We start from the raw sequence: 17428 nt of genomic DNA on the forward strand, positions 1-17428 counted from the left end.
GAAAACTCGTTATTTGTTATTTCCAACCGCCGCCTAAATCGGTATACAAATTAACAATGGCCTGTAATTGCTGCAATTTATCATTAACACCGGCTAATTGGGCTGCTAACAAACTCTGTTCAGAAGTTAAAACATCAGTATAATTTGTGGCTGAACTATAGGTTAACAGCTGTTTAGTGTAGTCAACCGATTTTTCCAATGCATTCAATTCCTTTTTTCTTAAAGCTGCTTTTTTTAATGCTTGTTGATAAGAAAACAAGTCGTTAGCTACTGACTGGCCTGCTGTTAAAATGCTTTGCTGGTACGCATTAAAGGCTTCTAACTGTTGTGCTTTTGCAATGCGATAGCGTGCCTTGTTTTGCCCCTGGTTGAATATGGGCTGGGTTAATCCACCTACTAAATTGTAGAATATTGAATTATTAAACAAGTCTTTTAATTGCAGCGTTGAAAGGCCGCCTTCAGCCGTTATAGTAAGCGTTGGATAAAAATACGAATGGGCCACATTGGTGTTTTCAAAAGCTGCCATAAAAGCAAATTCTGATTGTTGTACATCTGGTCTGTTCTTTAACAGCTGAGTTGAGAGGCCGGCATTCAATGTTTCAATCGGTATCTGCTCCGCCATGGTCAGGCGTTTGATGGATCCAGGTCTACGTCCCAATAAAATACATAGGGCGTTCTCTGTTTCTCTTATATTCGATTCCAGGTCAGGTATGGTAATTTCTGCTGCATATCTGTTGGCTTCGCTTTGTACAACGGCAGCCCCGGTAACCACATCTGCTTTCAGTAACGACTTGTTAGTCTCTACATCCTGTATATCGTTTTTTACGGTTTGCTGTGTTATGGCTAACTGTTGGTCATAAGACAAAAGTGCGTAATAATCATTAGCAATATCGGCCACTAGTGCTGTTTGAACAGCACGTTTTGAGGCATCACTTTCCAGGAATTGGGCTATCGCCTGCCGTTTTAAGCTATTTAGTTGCCCCCATACATTAACCGTCCAGCTGGCACTGAAATCTCCTTGGTAAGTTGTTGTATTCAAATCGATACCTAAACCTGCCGGAAATGTTTGTGCAGCCTGTGAAGCTTTTGCTTTTGTAACAGAAACACCTGCGCTTAATGTTGGAAAATAAGCTGCCTTACTTTCTTTCAGTGTCGCATTAGCTTCAGCTATTTTTAGTATTGCAGTTTTCAGGTTAAGGTTATTGTTAATCCCTTCCTGTATCAGGTTTTGCAATATCGTATCTGCAAATAGCGACCGCCATGGCAAGGCCGCGATGGAGCTAGAATCTACTGCAGAACTATCGCGGTATAAATTGGCCGCATTTACATTTGGCCGTTTATAGTGTTTTGACACATTACAGGATGCAATAATGAGCAATCCGGCTGCGGCTAATAAAAAATATCTTGTTTTCATTTGATTGAACTTAAGCTTAAAATTTAGTTAACTATCGGCTCTTCGGGTTGAACAGACGGTTTACTGCTGATCCTTTCCTGCAATCCCTGAAAAACGATAAATAATATAGGTATTACGAAAACGCCAAACAGCGTACCGATAAGCATCCCCCCCACAGCACCCGTACCAATTGATTTATTACCTACTGCACCGGCACCGGTGGATAGCATCAACGGAAGTAATCCAAGTATAAAAGCGAATGACGTCATCAGGATTGGTCGTAGCCTTGCTGTTGCACCTTCAATAGCGGCATCTACAAGGCTTAGGCCATGTCGCCGGCGGGTTACTGCAAATTCAACAATCAGGATGGCATTCTTGGCCAATAAGCCAATAAGCATAATAAGCGTTATCTGCAAATAGATATTATTTTCAACTCCAAATATTTTCGCGAAGATGAATGCTCCCGCTAAACCTACAGGCAATGATAATATAACTGCAAACGGCAGTATATAACTTTCATATTGCGCACTAAGCAAGAAGTAAACAAAAATGAGACATAATATAAATATATAAACGCTTTGGCTTCCACCGGCAATCTCTTCACGGGTAATACCGGCGTATTCAAAGCCGTAGCCCACAGGGAGCGTTTGCGCTGCCACTTCATTAATAGCCTTGATGGCATCGCCTGAGCTGTAACCAGCATTTGGCGCGCCTTGTATATCAATAGAGGTATACAGGTTAAACCTGTTGATGGATTGTGGGCCATATACTTTGGTAAGCGTTACAAATTCTGAGATCGGCGCCATAGCGCTGGTGCTGTCGCTTCGCACATAAATATCATTTAAGCTTGCGGTATTGCCACGATATATAGCATCAGCCTGTATCATTACACGGTATTGCTTTCCAAATTCGTTAAAATTTGAAGCATAAACACCTCCATAATAACCTTCCAGTGTGCTCAGTACACTATTTACAGTTACGCCCGCCTGGTGGCACTTAGCCACATTAACATTGATCATGTATTGCGGAAAATTGGTATTGAAAGACGTTGTAGCATATTGTATTTCCTTACGCTTGGCAAGTGCAGCAAGGAATTTAGTGCTCACGTCATTAAATTTATTAATATCGCCTCCGGTTTTGTCCTGTAGCTGAAACTCAAAACCGCTGTTGATACCAAAACCTTGTAAAGTAGGAGGTGCGAAAAATATGACTTGTGCATTTTTGATGCCCGCTGTCATTCCGAAAAGTTGCCCGGTGACACTATTAATATCCTCACCCTTTCCTGTACGATGGTTCCATGGTTTTAACTTAATTACCACCATAGCATATGAGCCACCAGCACCGGCAATAAAGCTTTGCCCGGTAATGGTTAAGGTTGATTCTACTTCCGGCAACGTTTTGATGATCCCTTCAACTTGTTTAGCAACTACCGTACTTCGCTCAAGCGATGAACCAACAGGTAAACTAATATTGGCGAATAGCACGCCCTGATCTTCATTCGGAACAAAACCGGTTGCAGTGGTTTTGATAAGGAAGTAGAAAATACCTGCAAAGATTAAAATGACTAGTCCGGCAATCCATTTTTTTCCAGTAAGAAAATGTACCGAACGCTTATATTTTCCTGTTACCGATTCAAAACCGGTATTAAAAGCAGTGTAAAATCGTTGAATAACACTGGAATCCTTATGCTCACCTTCGGGGTGCGGTTTTAGAAACAAAGCGCATAGCGCCGGACTAAGTGTTAGTGCATTAACTGCCGAAATAATGATGGCAATAGCCAGCGTTAAACCAAACTGTTTATAAAATACCCCCGAAGAGCCGGAAATAAACGATACCGGGATAAATACCGCGGCCATAACCAGGGTAATAGAAACGATGGCTCCGCTAATGTCACGCATCGCGCTTATGGAGGCTTCTTTCCCTGATTTGGCACCCTGGTCAAGCTTGGCATGTACCGCCTCGACGACGACAATCGCATCATCCACCACAATACCAATAGCCAGCACCATCGCAAACAGCGTTAGTAAGTTAATGGTGAACCCAAAAAGGTTTAAAAAGAAGAATGTACCGATAATAGCCACCGGAACAGCAATGGCCGGGATTAATGTTGAACGAAAATCCTGCAGGAACACAAATACCACAATAAAAACCAGGACAAACGCTTCTATAAGTGTATGTATAACTTTGGATACAGATTCATCCAAAAAATCATTGGCATTTAGCAACGAAGTGTACTTTACACCCGGTGGAAAAGATTTTGAAGCTTCGGCGATGGTAGCCTCGCATTGTTGAATCAATGAGTGTGCATTGGAACCTGCTACCTGGGAAACAGCTATACCAATTGATGGATTGCCATCGGTAGTAGTATAACCACTATAATCGAGTGAACCCAATTCGATGCGAGCCACATCTTTTAGCAGCAATGTTTGTCCGGAACTGGTTGATTTGATCACGATGTTTTCAAAGTCGGCTACTGATTTTAAACGGCCCTTGTACTTAAGCGTATACTGATAGGACTGATTACTGTTTTCGCCCACCTTTCCTGGCGCCGCGTCAATGTTTTGTTCTGCAAGGGCGGTATTTATATCATCGGGTATTAAATGATAGGCAGCCATAACGCTTGGCTTCAGCCAAATCCTCATAGAATAATCTTTACTGCCGAAAGCTGTTGCGTCCCCTACCCCACTGATACGTTTGATCTGCGGCAGCAAGTTAATATTCGCATAATTCTGCAAGAATGTCTGGTCGTACGATTTGTTGCTGCTTGACAGTGAAAATATCAGGATATCGCTGCTCTGCTGTTTCTGTGTAGTTACGCCAGCCTCGGTAACTTCTGCAGGCAGTAAGCTGGCTGCTTTAGAAACACGATTCTGTACGTTTACTGCTGCTATATCTGGATTTGTACCTAAAGCAAAAAAAATGGTAATGGTCGCGGATCCGTCATCAGCAGCGGTAGAAGTCATATAAGTCATGCCTTCTACCCCGTTGATCTGTTCCTCCAAAGGAACGATTACGCTGGTCAGTACAACATCGGCGTTAGCACCTGAATAGGCGGCAGATACCACTACAGTAGGCGGAGCAATGTCTGGGTATTGAGTTATCGGCAGCTCTATGAGTCCAATGATACCCAAAATAACTAATATGACCGATATTACGGTAGATAATACCGGTCTTTCTATAAATGTTTTTATCATCTTTTTAGTTTTTTAGATCGCCGTAAACTTTGTCAGAACTCATAACTTGTGGTCCGATTTTAGTAGAATCTTTTAATGAGATCGTGCCATCATAAACGATCTTATCACCCGCTTTTATACCACCGGTAACTACATAATACTGGCCTGCTGTAAGTTCCATTATTTGTATTTCCTGGTTCTTTACCAGGTTGTTATTGTCGAGCACGTATACGAAATATTTACCCTGTAATTCGTATGCGGATTTTTGAGGAATTAAAATAGCCGCAGTTAATGCCTGGGGAATATCTACACTTCCTGAGCTACCGCTTCTTAACAAGTGCATAGGATTAGGGAACGCGGCACGAAAGCTTGCTGAACCTGTAGTGGTATTCAATACACCACTAATGGTTTCTAAACGCCCTTTTTCGGGATACGCCGAACCGTCAGCCAATGCTAAATTAACGTCGGGAGTATTTTTCAGTTTTTCATCCAAAGTGGCACCCTTTACCGACCGGGAGAAATCCAGGAGTTGTTTTTCATTCAATGAAAAATAGGCATATACTTTGCCGATATTGGCTACAGTAGTCAACGGGTTGGCAGTAGCACTGGTGATCAGGCTACCCAAACGATAAGGTATTGAGCCGACAACGCCATCTACCGGGCTGGTAACATACGTATAACCCAGGTTTACTTTGGCGGTGGCCAAAGTAGTTTGAGCCTGTGCCAATGCAGCCCTTTTGGTATTGAGGGTATTTTGATCTGTTTGCAGTTCGTATTCGGAGATGATGCCTTTATCAACTAATGGCTTGGTTTTATTTACTGCTATTTCTGCTGAATTGATATCCGCTTTTGCACTATTTATTGCTGCGATGGAGTTTATAACGGTTTGCTCGTATTCCGGTGCGCTAAGTTTGAATAATAGCTGTCCTTTTTTAACTACCGAACCTTCATCAACATATATCTTCTCAACATAACCATCCACTTTAGGGCGAATATCTATTGTTTGTTCACCTTGCATTACGGCTGGATAACTGGTATGTAGCGTAGCAGGTTGTGTTGTCACGCTAAAAACTTCGTAGGTTGCTGGCGGCTGTGTTGCTCCTGCGTTTGTATTAGCGCTGCCACCGCAGGAGCTTAATGTAATGATCATCGAGCTAATAATAGCTAACCCGGCAATGGTCTTCTTCATTTTATAAGGTATCGTGTTCATATCTTTTAATAATTAGATTTGGTGATTGACGTATATGTTTGACGGTTTTGTTAGTATTTATTCAAAAAAATCAATTAAATAAAATATCTATTATCATTTGCTTTCTTTCTTGCATCAATTTTTCAAAATTTGTATCGTTAAGCTCAAGCATTCGTTCAAATAAACGCCGGGTTAACAATGGATAGGCAACCAGGGATAATATATTGATCATGAAATTAATAGGTAATACCTCCTTGATCTCACCATTATCAGATGCCAGTTTTATCTCTTTTAAAAATTGCTGCATGCCAGGTGATGAATCCTTAGTAGGCAGGCTAAATCCATGGGTGTTTATTTCGCTGATTAAAAAGGATTCTTTGTAAGGATACTTCGTTAATTCAGCAGTGAACATATCGATAAACGAAATAACTTTTTTCTTAAAAGGCATATCTGCACCCAATACCTCGTTCATTTTAAGCCCGGTGTCTGCCATGGCTTCCCGAAATACTTGTTGAAAAAGGATGTCCTTAGAGCGGAAATAATAATTAATAACAGTTCTGCTTACCCCGGCAGCCTCCGCAATATCCAGGGTAGTCGCATTAAATTTTCCTTCAGCAAAGAAAATCTGTTTTGCGGTATCCTTAATCATCTGTTCGGTGCCCGTATCTCTAACTGCCATTGTCTTACTAAAATGTTTGACGTTTGTGTCAGGCAAATATAACTGTTGATGCATGATAGTTATGTCAACTAATTAACATCTTTATTTGTCTTTTTTGTTAGACAATATAGACATACATTTGTTACAATGTAATCTTTAATACTAAAGATGATTTAATAACCTATATCTGATCGGTAACGAACCTACCTTTTATTTTAAAAGCAGTGCTGTTCCTTCAAAGGCTATTCCCGGCCAACCGTGGGCCATAAACTGCCTGATATTTTGATGATCTATACCATTAGGATTATCCAATACCGATTGGTAGTGTTCTGCGAATAGATAAAGAGTGTCTTCCACATTCAAATCATTTATCTGAGCAAAAGCAAAAACCTTTGCGCTACCTTGATTTTGAGTGGCTTCATTGTACACCTCACCATTTTTAAATGCCGTTGGCTGGTGCTGGTAGTAAGTCTCTATAAATTCAATAACCTGATTAAATGCAAGCGACTTTTCTTTTAAATTTTGAGTTAAGGTAGTTAGCTGTTCCGTCATTTAGAATAATATTTTGAATACAAAGCTAAAATAAATACAGGCCTATATTGTCGTACCTATTTTTTGGAGAAATTCAGCAGGGCCACCTTCCAGTCCGCAGGCAAAACATTTGAAAATATTATTTGATGGGTATACTTTGAATGAGGAATGAAGATCTTCATGAAAAGGGCAATTTCCCTTCATCACTTTTCTACCTTGTTGAAGGTTGGTGTATTGCGAAACTATTTGAACGATATCCGTTTGTATTATCATTGGCAGCAAACATAATAAACGAACCAATGCTCACGAAATCCGTAATACACTTGTTGATAAATAATAATTGTGTTAAAAACCGGATAATTCGCAAAAATCCGCACCTGCGTTTTGATGACAAAAATCTGTAAAAACCAGATTGAAAATCAATTAGCGGGGTTGTAACCACGCTTAAAACTCAATTCCAGGCAAATATTTTCGCTACCTAAACTTTTACCAACCTTTAATCGCCCCACCTTTAAAAGCTATCTCGGCAGCTGCTGCTACTTCGGGCGATTGATATGCTTTTACAAATTCTTTAACATTGTTCTGATCCTTATTGTCGTCCCTTGATACTATGATATTAACATAGGGAGATTTTTCATCCTCGATAAATAGCCCATCACGTTTAGCAACCAGCCCCGCCGGACCTGCAAAAGTGTTATTAATAATTGCTATGGTTACTTTTTGATCATCCAGCGCTCTTGGCAATTGTGGAGCTTCTAATTCAAGAATCTTTAAACTTTTCGGATTGGCGACAATGTCGTTTACTGTTGGAAGTAAGCCAACATTATCTTTTAGTTTTAATAAGCCTGTTTTTTGCAATAACAGTAAAGACCTGCCGCTATTAGTCGGATCATTCGGAATAATAATTGTATTGCCATCTTGCAGTTCGTTGATGTTTTTAATCTTTCTGGAATATCCCGCCAAAGGATAAACAAAGGTATTTCCAAGTATCGCAAATTTGTAATCGCGCTGCTTTACCTGCACATCCAGGTATGGTTTATTCTGGAATACATTTAAATCTATATCACCTTGGCTCAGCGCCTCATTGGGCATCACGTAATCGTTAAATTGTACTAGCTCAACGTCAAGTCCATACTTTTCTTTAGCTACTTTTTGGGCTGCCTGCGCAACCGTATATTCCGGCCCGGATTCAACACCAACTTTAATATGGTTAGAATTATTAGGTTGAGTTTTTCTTCCACATGCCGATAATCCGAGATACAAAACAGCTATAGTAATTAGTGATAAGTTTTTCATTTTTTGTTTATAAATTATTTGCGGTGATCTGCTTTTTTCGCAATAAAATCACCTGCTATTTGAATAATAAATACGAGCAGTACTAAAAGCACAAGTACTGTATTCATAACAACTACATCGTAGCCTACGTAGCCATATTGATAACCGATCTGGCCTAAACCACCTGCTCCAACCGCACCACCCATTGCTGAGTAACCAACCAATGTAATAAGAGTAATTGATGCGCTGCCAATAATGGACGGGAGCGCTTCCGGTAAGAGTACTTTAAAAACTATTTGCAATGGCGTAGCTCCCATTGACCGGGCTGCTTCTATTAAACCATTAGGGACCTCAATCAAACTGTTTTCCACCATCCGTGCAATAAACGGCGCCGCACCAATACTCAACGGCACCAATGCCGCCTGCACGCCTATTGATGTGCCCACCAATGCCCTGGTAAACGGAATCATCCATACTATTAGAATAATGAACGGTATAGACCGAAAAATATTAACCAGCACAGAGACGGTTCCATTAACCAAACGGCTTTCCGACACCTGCCCTTTCCGGGTCATAAAAAGCAATACGCCTGTTGGGAGCCCTAACACGAAACCAAAAAAGCCTGCTACAAAAGTCATCACAATGGTTTCCCATAAACCCTGTAAAATCATCATCAACATCGGTTCAGACATAACCCAGTACCTCCACTTCCACTTGTTTGCTTCTATAATATTCAAGGGAGCCATTAGTATCTTTTTCACTGCCGGTCACTTCAATTAGCATCACGCCATACTTCACCCCACCTGTATAATCCATTTGTGCGCTGATGATGTTATTATCTACATTAAACATTCTACTAACCTCAGATAAAATGGTCGCTTCGGCTGAGTGCCCGTTAAATTCCAGTTTAATAACCGGATGGTTTTTACCTATAGGGATTGGTGAAAGCCGCTGTTCATATTCGGCAGGTAAAACCGCGTGCAACGAGGATGCGACGAATTGTTTTGCAATGGTAGTTTCCGGATAGGCAAACACATCGCTTACTGAACCACGTTCAATCAGTTTGCCTTCACTAATAACCGCTACATCGTCGCAAATAGCTTTTACCACATTCATTTCGTGCGTGATCAGCAGGATAGTAATCTGGAACCGCTTATTGATATCCTTTAATAAGTTTAGAATAGAACGCGTAGTCGCAGGGTCAAGGGCACTTGTAGCCTCGTCACATAGCAACACTTTAGGGTTAGTCGCCAACGTTCTGGCAATAGCTACCCTCTGTTTTTGCCCACCGGATAAGTTTGACGGATACTCATTAGCCTTATCCGAAAGGCCTACTAAATCCAATAATTCAGCTACACGTTTCTTTATTTCTTGCACCGGTGTATGGCTTAGCTCCAAAGGAAGGGCCACATTTCCCGCTACGGTTCGAGAGGATAACAGGTTGAAATGCTGAAAGATCATCCCTATCTCTCGTCTTGCTTTAGCAAGCGCACCAGACGAAAGTTTAATAAGATTGACCCCTCCAATGAGTACCTCACCAGATGTTGGTCGTTCGAGTAAGTTAACACAGCGAATTAAAGTACTCTTTCCTGCACCAGAGGCGCCAACAACACCGAGTATTTTTCCCTGCGGCACAATGAGTGATACGTTTGAAAGAGCCGTTACCTGGCTGTTCTTTTTAACAAAAGTTTTGGTGATATTTTTTAGTTCGATCATTTCCATGCGAGCAGAGATTTAATTTCGATTTACTGTTTGGTAGGGTATTTTACATTCCTAAACTTCAGTGAACAATGGATTAAAGCAACCCGAATGTTCATGCGAAATAACAAATGGCCGCACTACTTTTAAATTCCGGCAAATATATCCTATAAAACCTATAGATAAAAAGATAATTATAAAACTGACATTGGTATCAATTATCTGAACATAACCTGGAACATTTAATTATAATTCCTGAAGATCAATATTTATTTAGCCTATTGTTTAACCCATTTTCCGAGTTCTCATATGAGGCGTGAGAACGGGTTCGAACCGTTGTAAAGAGTTTTGCAGACTCCCGCCTAACCACTCGGCCACTCCGCCTTATTGTTTAAAATTAGATTGACAATTTATTCAGAAAAACAGGAAAAGCGACCAATAGGAGCAGCTATCTGCCACTCTCCCTTGTTTGTTCTGAATAAAAAAACTGAAAATCACTTGATTATCTATTTCCGCTTAGATAATCGAGGTCAGAAGCGGAATTGAACCGCTGTACCAGGTTTTGCAGACCTGTGCCTAACTACTCGGCCATCTGACCTAATAAAATGCTTCAATACTAAACCTAACATGATTGCTGAAACTATCCTGTAATAAAGGAAACTTATCAATCGGTTTTAAATAGGCTAGCCATTTTAGCAAATTCTTCATTATTATATAATTCTTCAATACTAAACCTAACATGATTGCTGAAACTATCCTGTAATAAAGGAAACTTATCAATCGGTTTTAAATAGGCTAGCCATTTTAGCAAATTCTTCATTATTATATTATGCTATAGTCAATTTTAGCTTATCTTGTAATTTTTGTTCCTTCAAAAAATAATACTTCATTATTGGCCCCGAAATAACCATGGTAACCACCGTCATTACAACCAATCCTTCAAATACAGGCCCGCTTATAATTTTTGCTTGTAAAGCGATTAGCCCCAAAACGATCTCCTGTGAACCACGGGCATTCATTCCGAAAGCCACAGCCACCGATTCATTCCTGGTCATTCCACTTAAAGAACTTCCAATGCGGGCTCCTATCAGCTTTGCAATAAATGCAATTACTAGGATGAGGGTTACAATTTCGAAGTTGAAATTGGCTACATAATTTAATCTTAAACCTACTGAAGCGAAAAAGAGAGGGGCCAAAACGTTTAGGGTAAATTGGTGCAATACCTGTTTATGCGCTTCAGTAAAATATTCAGAGTCGCTAATGGCAACACCCACTAAAAATGCACCGAAAACTGCGCGTACACCCAAGGCTTCGGTAACTGCGGCGCCTATAAAACAAAGGCAAACAGCCACAGTAAATACATTACTCGCCTTCCCGCTTTTACCGGCATAGGCAAGTAACTTGTGTATAACCCAACGCCCGCCGGTAAGCATAAAGACAGCGAATAATACAACTGAGATAACCGACCAAAAGGAAACTTGCTCTTTTCCCGAGTTCATCATCTGGATAATGATTGAAAACAATATCCACCCCAGAAAATCGTCAACCATCGCTGCGGTCAGTACAATATTACCGATCCTCGTTTTAAGGATATCCAAATCAAGCAATATCTTAGTAATGACAGACAGCGCAGTAATGGAAAGCGCGGTGCCAAAAAATAGCGATGTCACCAACTGATTGTTGACACCATTAGCAAAATGATCTTTAAACAGAACCCATACTGTTAAAAACCCAATGGCAAACGGAAACAATATCCCGGATAAGCTAATGGCAATCGCCTGTTTACCATTTTGCCTTATCTGTTTTAAATCAACTTCGAAACCCGCTATAAACATTAAAAGGATTATACCAATATTAGCTATCCCATCAAATGCGCCACTAGCAGCTGGGGCGGCAATGAATATACTTTTAAATAGCTCAGGGAACAGAGTGCCCAGCAAAGTAGGCCCTACAATTATTCCTGCGAAAATTTCACCAATAATTGCCGGGAGCTTATACCTGCGACAAATTTCACCCAGAAATCTTGCTGGTATCAGGATAAGCAGTAGAATCAATAAAAAATGGATGATTTCTGTAGAGCTGAGTTTACTAATCATAAGTGTCTTTTTAAATATATGGCTGAACTAAATGCTTTGACTTAACCGCTGCTAGTTTTTTCCTCCTGATAAAGTAGCCTATAATAATTGCAATGATCATAGCTATTTTATTTAACGAGGCCTGCAAAACGTTGATAGAATGCGGTAGGGCTACCTTCGTGTTTGGGTTCAAATTTCCCGGCGATGATGGGGATATAAATCACTCTCCTGCGGCTAGCCTCACCCGATATAGATGATTGCGCTACGCGATGCCATAAACGGCCGTCGTGTATAGTCAAGTCTCCAGCCTCCGGAATAATTGCTATTTCGTTTTTATCAGCACCGTTATCAAGGAAATATTTTTTACGAAACAACATGCGATACAAATTCTGTTTATGTGTGCCGGGAAGTATTCTTAAGCCGCCATTTTCAGGCTTTAGCGAATCCAAGTGGATCCCAACATTGAGCATCGGATTTAGTTTTTGACCCTGGAAAACGTCCCGCAAACCATCAGTGTGCCAGCCCATTTTGGTGAAGCCACTATCAGGGCCATTTACGTAATGATTAAATACCATTCCGTCTTTTTCGGTAGCACCTAACCTTGCTCCCGCCCCTACCAGGTTAAGCAATACATTAAACCTTGGATCTTTTGTAAACTCAGAAAATATAAGATGATGCAGATTAATAAACGCGAAACGCTGCACAATGGCAGATCCATCTAAATCCTTTCCGTACTTAATAGGTACACCATTTACTTTCTCAACTTTGTTAGTGATCCAGTTTTGTTGCACCTGTTCTGAGGCCCGTATAAAGTCTGTAACAGTTTCGGGGTTAATAAAATTCTTAAAGTGTATAAAACCGTTACGGTTAAAAAAAGTTTGTTGTTCGGCAGTAATTTCAGCGCCAAGGCTGAACCTTTGATAGGCCATATCCATGAAAAATAAAAAGAAAAATAAATGAATTAGTTAATTAAATACTTGTGGCATTAATAACAACAACAGCAACACAAGCCAATCCGGGTGGATGGCATTCGCATGGACTTTGCGGTGTTTATTTTACTGTTTTGATTCATTTTAAATGTCTACTAACTTTATAGACATTTCAAATATAGACAAATGTTTATAAAACAAAAATTTATTTTACTTTTTTATATAAACCGGCCGTAATACGCTCAATTAATGACTTATTAATATAACGTGATCCAGTTGCAGATAGCTTGTTTAGCAAACCTGGGATAATTTCTGCTTTTTGATTAAACATTCCCTCTACCCCTATTTTTGCCACCTCATTGGGTTGCATGTTAAATTTTTCAGCAAGCTCTGCTAAGGAATCCATACCGGCGCGTTTTGCAAAGCCGGTATCGGTAGGCCCTGGACAAAGGCAGCTTACCGATACCGAGCCTTTTAATTCTATTCTTAAAGCCCTGCTAAACGAGAGTATAAAAGCTTTGGAAGCAGCGTATAAAGCTAATGTTGGAACCGCCTGGTACGCTGCCGTACTGGATACGTTTAAGATATAAGAAGGTTGTTTTTTTAACTGCGGCAATAAGTAATACGTTAACTCAATAACTGCGTTTATATTCAACTGCAACATGTTTAACTGCTGGCCAATGTCGCTTTCATCAAAATTACCCCACAAACCGTAACCTGCGTTATTGACTAAAATGGAAACAGGAAGGTTCTTGCAAAATTCAGCCACTTTTTTTGCAGCACCAACTTCGGAAAGATCAATGGTAAAATACAATGCCTCTCCCGGAAGTTTAGTTGCCAGCTCTTCAAGTTCAGGAGCCGACCGTGCAATCAGAATTAATTTATATCCTTTTTTTGCTAATAAGACTGATATCTCCCGACCTATTCCTTTACTTGCCCCCGTAATTATCGCGTATAAATCCATATAACAATGTTAATTTCTGAATATGGCTATTATTCTTCGTTAACTTCAATCCTTAATTGATGTGTATTGAAAACTCTTGAATATGGGGCCACCGTTTTTGTTAAAAACACACTACCGCCGATAACGCTATCATGCCCTATAACTGTTCTTCCGCCAAGTATAGTACTTCGGGCATAAATAATCACATTGTCTTCCACGGTAGGGTGCCTTTTAACATCAGACAAGACCTTGCTTACCTGCGCCGCTCCTAAAGTAACACCCTGATAAATACAAACATTTTTACCAATAATACTCGTGGCACCAATGACAATGCCAGTGCCATGATCAATGAAAAAAGGAACATCAATTTGGGCATTTGGATGAATATCCACACCAGTTTTACCATGTGCATGCTCACTTAGTATACGAGGTAAAATAGGAACTGATAATTGTGATAACCTATTGGCAATCCTATAAACCGCTGTTGCATAAAAACCTGGATAAGAAACTATTACTTCATGTATACTGATCGCGGCGGGGTCTTCTTCATAAATTTTTGTTGCATCTAACCTCAAGTTTTGATAGATCTCTTCAAGCGAAGCGTAGAACTTATAAACAACCTCATCTATATTAATGGTTGATGGGTCAAGGTAACTCAACAAAATATTTTCAAGATCAATTTGGTTCTTTTTAAGCTGTCCCTCATATATAGCCTGCCTGTTTAAACGGTTATTGGGGAAAAGAAATTCAAAAAGATCTGATAGCCAATCTACCGCTTGCCTAAAAGATGGGGTTGCCTCCCACTCTGCCTTGTGAACCTGGTACAGGTGCTCAATAAATGTGCTTATGCGGTTTTCTTCCATGTTTATTTTTTAAGACCGTGGAGTGTTTTTACAAGTAAATCAACCTCAGCACAGGTATTATAAAATGCTAGCGAAGGCCTTACCGTACTCTCTACACCCAAACGGCGCAAAATAGGCTGCGCGCAATGATGTCCTGAACGTACCGCGATTCCCTGTTTGTTTAGTTCGGCGCCAACCTCTTCGGTTTTATAACCATCCAGTACAAACGAAAGCACACTTGCTTTTTCAGCAGCGGTACCAATCAGTCGTAAACCCGGAACCTGTTTCAACAGACCAGTTGCGTATTCAAGCAGAAAATGTTCGTATTGCGCAATGAAGCCCATGCCAATTCGTGTAACATAGTCAATGGCGGCGCCTAATCCTACAGCGTCGGCAATGTTGCCTGTACCTGCTTCAAATCTGCCCGGTGCATTATGATAAGTAGTATGTTCAAAAGTTACATCCTTTATCATATTGCCACCACCCTGCCAGGGCTGTGTGACATTTAGTAATTCTTCTTTGCCATAAAGCACACCAATACCAGTTGGCCCAAAAACCTTGTGGCCGGAGAAAACAAACCAGTCGGCATCAAGCGATTTTACATCAACCGGCATATGTGAAACAGATTGCGCGCCATCAACCAAAACCTTAGCACCCGCTGAGTGCGCTATTTGAACAATTTGTGCAGCAGGTGTTACCGTCCCCAGTGCGTTTGATACCTGAGTAAAGGAAACTAATTTGGTTTTAGGCGTTATCCGTTTTACATATTCATCCAGCAAAATCTGTCCATCATCATCTACGGGTATAACCTTAATTGTTAGATTTTTTTTAGCCGCCAATTGCTGCCACGGAACAATGTTAGCATGGTGCTCCAGGTGGCTTATAATGATCTCGTCGCCCGCATGCAGATACTGTTCTCCCCAGCTTTTTGCTACCAGGTTTATAGACTCTGTTGTACCACGCGTAAAAATTATTTCATTAACCGAACCGGCATTTAAAAATCCTTGAACTTTTTTGCGGGCACCTTCATAGGCATCTGTGGCACGGGCTGCCAATTCATGCGCTGCACGATGTATGTTTGAGTTCTCGTGTTCATAAAAATAACTAATACGGTCAATAACCTGCCTTGGCTTTTGTGTAGTGGCGGCATTATCCAGCCATACCAGCTGTTTACCATTTACATTTTCTGAAAGTATCGGAAAATCTTTCCTGATGAAATTTACGTCAAATCCGGGAAGTGTCGCCGCGGGCTTATCCTTTAAAAAATAATAAGCAGCGGGGTCGGTGCCAAATCCGGTTAAGGGTATTTGTGGTAAATTGGGGGTAGTTACAATGCCATTTAACACCTGTTGTAATTGCTTTTCAAATGGCTGCTCTTGTTGAAAAGGCAAATGAAAAAGACTATCAGGAATTAGTTCAAACGGTAAAAAACTGCGCCCCAAATCCTGCTCAACGGGTTGAATAGAAGCATTCAACCCAGGATCATTAAAACCTGTTTGCGGGTCCTGAAGATTAACCGCATTGCCATGATGGATACCCGATGGACTAACGCCACTACCTGCTACTGAAACAGGCGGTTTGGTGGCATCATAAGGATTATACTCAGGTAAAACAATATCTTCATTGGGCTGTGCCTTAAAGAGTTGATTGGCTAGAGTTTGCAGTTCCTGAATATCGGGTAAATTCCCCGAATTAGTATTTGTACTCATGATAGTTTCCTAAGTCAACGTCTTCCAAAACAGCAATAGCATCATCCACCAAAACAGCTAAAGAGCAGTATAATGATACCAAGTACGATGCTATAGCTTTATTATTAATGCCCATAAATCGAACAGAAAGGCCTGGCGATTGCTCTCCAGGTAAACCCGGTTGGAATAACCCGACTACGCCTTGCCTGCTTTCGCCGGTACGCAATAGTATAATTTTGGATTTATTATTTTCGATAGGTAATTTATCCGATGGGATAAGCGGTATACCTCTCCAGGTAATAAATTGTGAACCGAAAAGAGAAACCGTTGGCGGCGGTACACCCCGGCGAGTACATTCCCTGCCAAAAGCGGCAATTGCCAATGGGTGCAGTAAAAAGAAACCAGGCTCTTTCCAAACTTTAGTGATCAACTCATCCAAATCATCAGGCGTAGGCGGCCCTAACCTGGTTTTAATTTTTTGGCTAGGAACTACGCTGTGTAATAATCCATATTCCTGGTTATTTATCAGTTCACTTTCTTGCCTTTCTTTAACAATCTCAATAGTTAATCGCAGCTGTTCACTTATTTGGTTATAAGGTTTACTATATAGATCAGATACCCTTGTATGAACATCTAATACGGTATTTACAGCGCTTAAATTATATTCACGGGGATCTTCAACGTAGTCAACAAATGTTGATGGTAATTCGCGTTCATCACGTGAGGAGCAATCAACCTCTACATTTTGCGCGTCTTTTACTTTGTTCAAACGGTATACACCCGATTCAACCGGCACCCAGTTCAGTAGTTGAGGTAACCAGCGCGGTGTAATTCTTGATAATTGAGGAACGGTACGTGTAGCTATAGCTAACTGCCTCGCGGCAACGTCGCCTAATGCGGTTTGTTTTGTTTTTTGATCTGCCATTTTAACTGGGATTTAGATAAATTTATTTATGCTTTGGTATACTATATTGCAAGTATAATAAATAGACTATAAAATCTACGTATTTTATAGTCTTTATTTTAGCAAAAAT

General features: G+C 40.5%; 16 protein-coding genes and 2 tRNA genes. All 18 read right to left on the reverse strand.

From position 1 onward, the window contains the following. Window positions 1–16: 16 nt before the first annotated feature. The gene (locus GSQ74_RS21990; RefSeq protein WP_158996343.1) at window positions 17–1414 is read right to left on the reverse strand and encodes an efflux transporter outer membrane subunit; all 1398 of its coding nucleotides are present in this window, start codon (window positions 1412–1414) and stop codon (window positions 17–19) included. Window positions 1415–1437: 23 nt separating this feature from the next. Continuing rightward, on the reverse strand, window positions 1438–4587 hold the full coding sequence (locus GSQ74_RS21995) for an efflux RND transporter permease subunit (RefSeq protein ID WP_158996344.1): 3150 nt from the start codon (window positions 4585–4587) through the stop codon (window positions 1438–1440). Between the two features lie 4 nt (window positions 4588–4591). Continuing rightward, window positions 4592–5776, reverse strand: coding sequence for an efflux RND transporter periplasmic adaptor subunit (locus GSQ74_RS22000; protein WP_254060947.1), 1185 nt, complete (start codon window positions 5774–5776; stop codon window positions 4592–4594). A gap of 70 nt (window positions 5777–5846) precedes the next feature. Next, window positions 5847–6434 (reverse strand): TetR/AcrR family transcriptional regulator, encoded by a 588-nt coding sequence (locus GSQ74_RS22005; RefSeq protein WP_158996345.1) that lies wholly within the window; start codon window positions 6432–6434, stop codon window positions 5847–5849. A gap of 189 nt (window positions 6435–6623) precedes the next feature. Further along, complete coding sequence (locus GSQ74_RS22010; RefSeq protein ID WP_158996346.1) at window positions 6624–6965, reverse strand: HopJ type III effector protein; 342 nt, start codon at window positions 6963–6965, stop codon at window positions 6624–6626. Window positions 6966–7007: 42 nt separating this feature from the next. Further along, the gene (locus GSQ74_RS22015) at window positions 7008–7217 is read right to left on the reverse strand and encodes a CHC2 zinc finger domain-containing protein (protein WP_158996347.1); all 210 of its coding nucleotides are present in this window, start codon (window positions 7215–7217) and stop codon (window positions 7008–7010) included. 213 nt (window positions 7218–7430) lie between these two features. After that, entirely contained in the window at window positions 7431–8240 is an 810-nt protein-coding gene (gene metQ / locus GSQ74_RS22020) for a methionine ABC transporter substrate-binding lipoprotein MetQ (RefSeq protein WP_158996348.1), read from the reverse strand. Window positions 8241–8254: 14 nt separating this feature from the next. Continuing rightward, complete coding sequence (gene metI, locus GSQ74_RS22025; RefSeq protein WP_371724791.1) at window positions 8255–8893, reverse strand: methionine ABC transporter permease MetI; 639 nt, start codon at window positions 8891–8893, stop codon at window positions 8255–8257. A 10-nt stretch (window positions 8894–8903) separates the two neighbouring features. Then, window positions 8904–9941 (reverse strand): methionine ABC transporter ATP-binding protein MetN, encoded by a 1038-nt coding sequence (gene metN / locus GSQ74_RS22030; RefSeq protein ID WP_305777736.1) that lies wholly within the window; start codon window positions 9939–9941, stop codon window positions 8904–8906. A 288-nt stretch (window positions 9942–10229) separates the two neighbouring features. Beyond that, window positions 10230–10301: transfer RNA gene (locus tag GSQ74_RS22035), tRNA-Cys, on the reverse strand. A 143-nt stretch (window positions 10302–10444) separates the two neighbouring features. Beyond that, window positions 10445–10515, reverse strand: a tRNA-Cys gene (locus GSQ74_RS22040). A gap of 66 nt (window positions 10516–10581) precedes the next feature. Further along, window positions 10582–10737, reverse strand: coding sequence for a hypothetical protein (locus tag GSQ74_RS22045; protein ID WP_158996350.1), 156 nt, complete (start codon window positions 10735–10737; stop codon window positions 10582–10584). A 7-nt stretch (window positions 10738–10744) separates the two neighbouring features. Next, window positions 10745–12013, reverse strand: coding sequence for a cation:proton antiporter (locus GSQ74_RS22050; protein ID WP_158996351.1), 1269 nt, complete (start codon window positions 12011–12013; stop codon window positions 10745–10747). A 107-nt stretch (window positions 12014–12120) separates the two neighbouring features. Next, window positions 12121–12921 (reverse strand): phytanoyl-CoA dioxygenase family protein, encoded by an 801-nt coding sequence (locus tag GSQ74_RS22055; protein ID WP_254060948.1) that lies wholly within the window; start codon window positions 12919–12921, stop codon window positions 12121–12123. A gap of 205 nt (window positions 12922–13126) precedes the next feature. Continuing rightward, window positions 13127–13885 carry an SDR family oxidoreductase gene (locus GSQ74_RS22060; protein ID WP_158996353.1) on the reverse strand — a complete coding sequence of 253 codons (759 nt, stop codon included), beginning with the start codon at window positions 13883–13885 and terminating at the stop codon, window positions 13127–13129. Between the two features lie 29 nt (window positions 13886–13914). Then, window positions 13915–14727 carry a serine O-acetyltransferase gene (locus GSQ74_RS22065; protein ID WP_158996354.1) on the reverse strand — a complete coding sequence of 271 codons (813 nt, stop codon included), beginning with the start codon at window positions 14725–14727 and terminating at the stop codon, window positions 13915–13917. 2 nt (window positions 14728–14729) lie between these two features. Beyond that, the gene (locus GSQ74_RS22070; protein ID WP_158996355.1) at window positions 14730–16415 is read right to left on the reverse strand and encodes a family 2A encapsulin nanocompartment cargo protein cysteine desulfurase; all 1686 of its coding nucleotides are present in this window, start codon (window positions 16413–16415) and stop codon (window positions 14730–14732) included. Beyond that, the gene (locus GSQ74_RS22075) at window positions 16399–17319 is read right to left on the reverse strand and encodes a family 2A encapsulin nanocompartment shell protein (RefSeq protein ID WP_158996356.1); all 921 of its coding nucleotides are present in this window, start codon (window positions 17317–17319) and stop codon (window positions 16399–16401) included. Before GSQ74_RS22075 ends, GSQ74_RS22070 begins: the two co-directional genes overlap by 17 nt. Window positions 17320–17428: the final 109 nt, after the last annotated feature.

The sequence above is a fragment of the Mucilaginibacter sp. L196 genome (assembly GCF_009765905.1).
In the GTDB taxonomy this organism is placed as follows: Bacteria; Bacteroidota; Bacteroidia; order Sphingobacteriales; family Sphingobacteriaceae; genus Mucilaginibacter.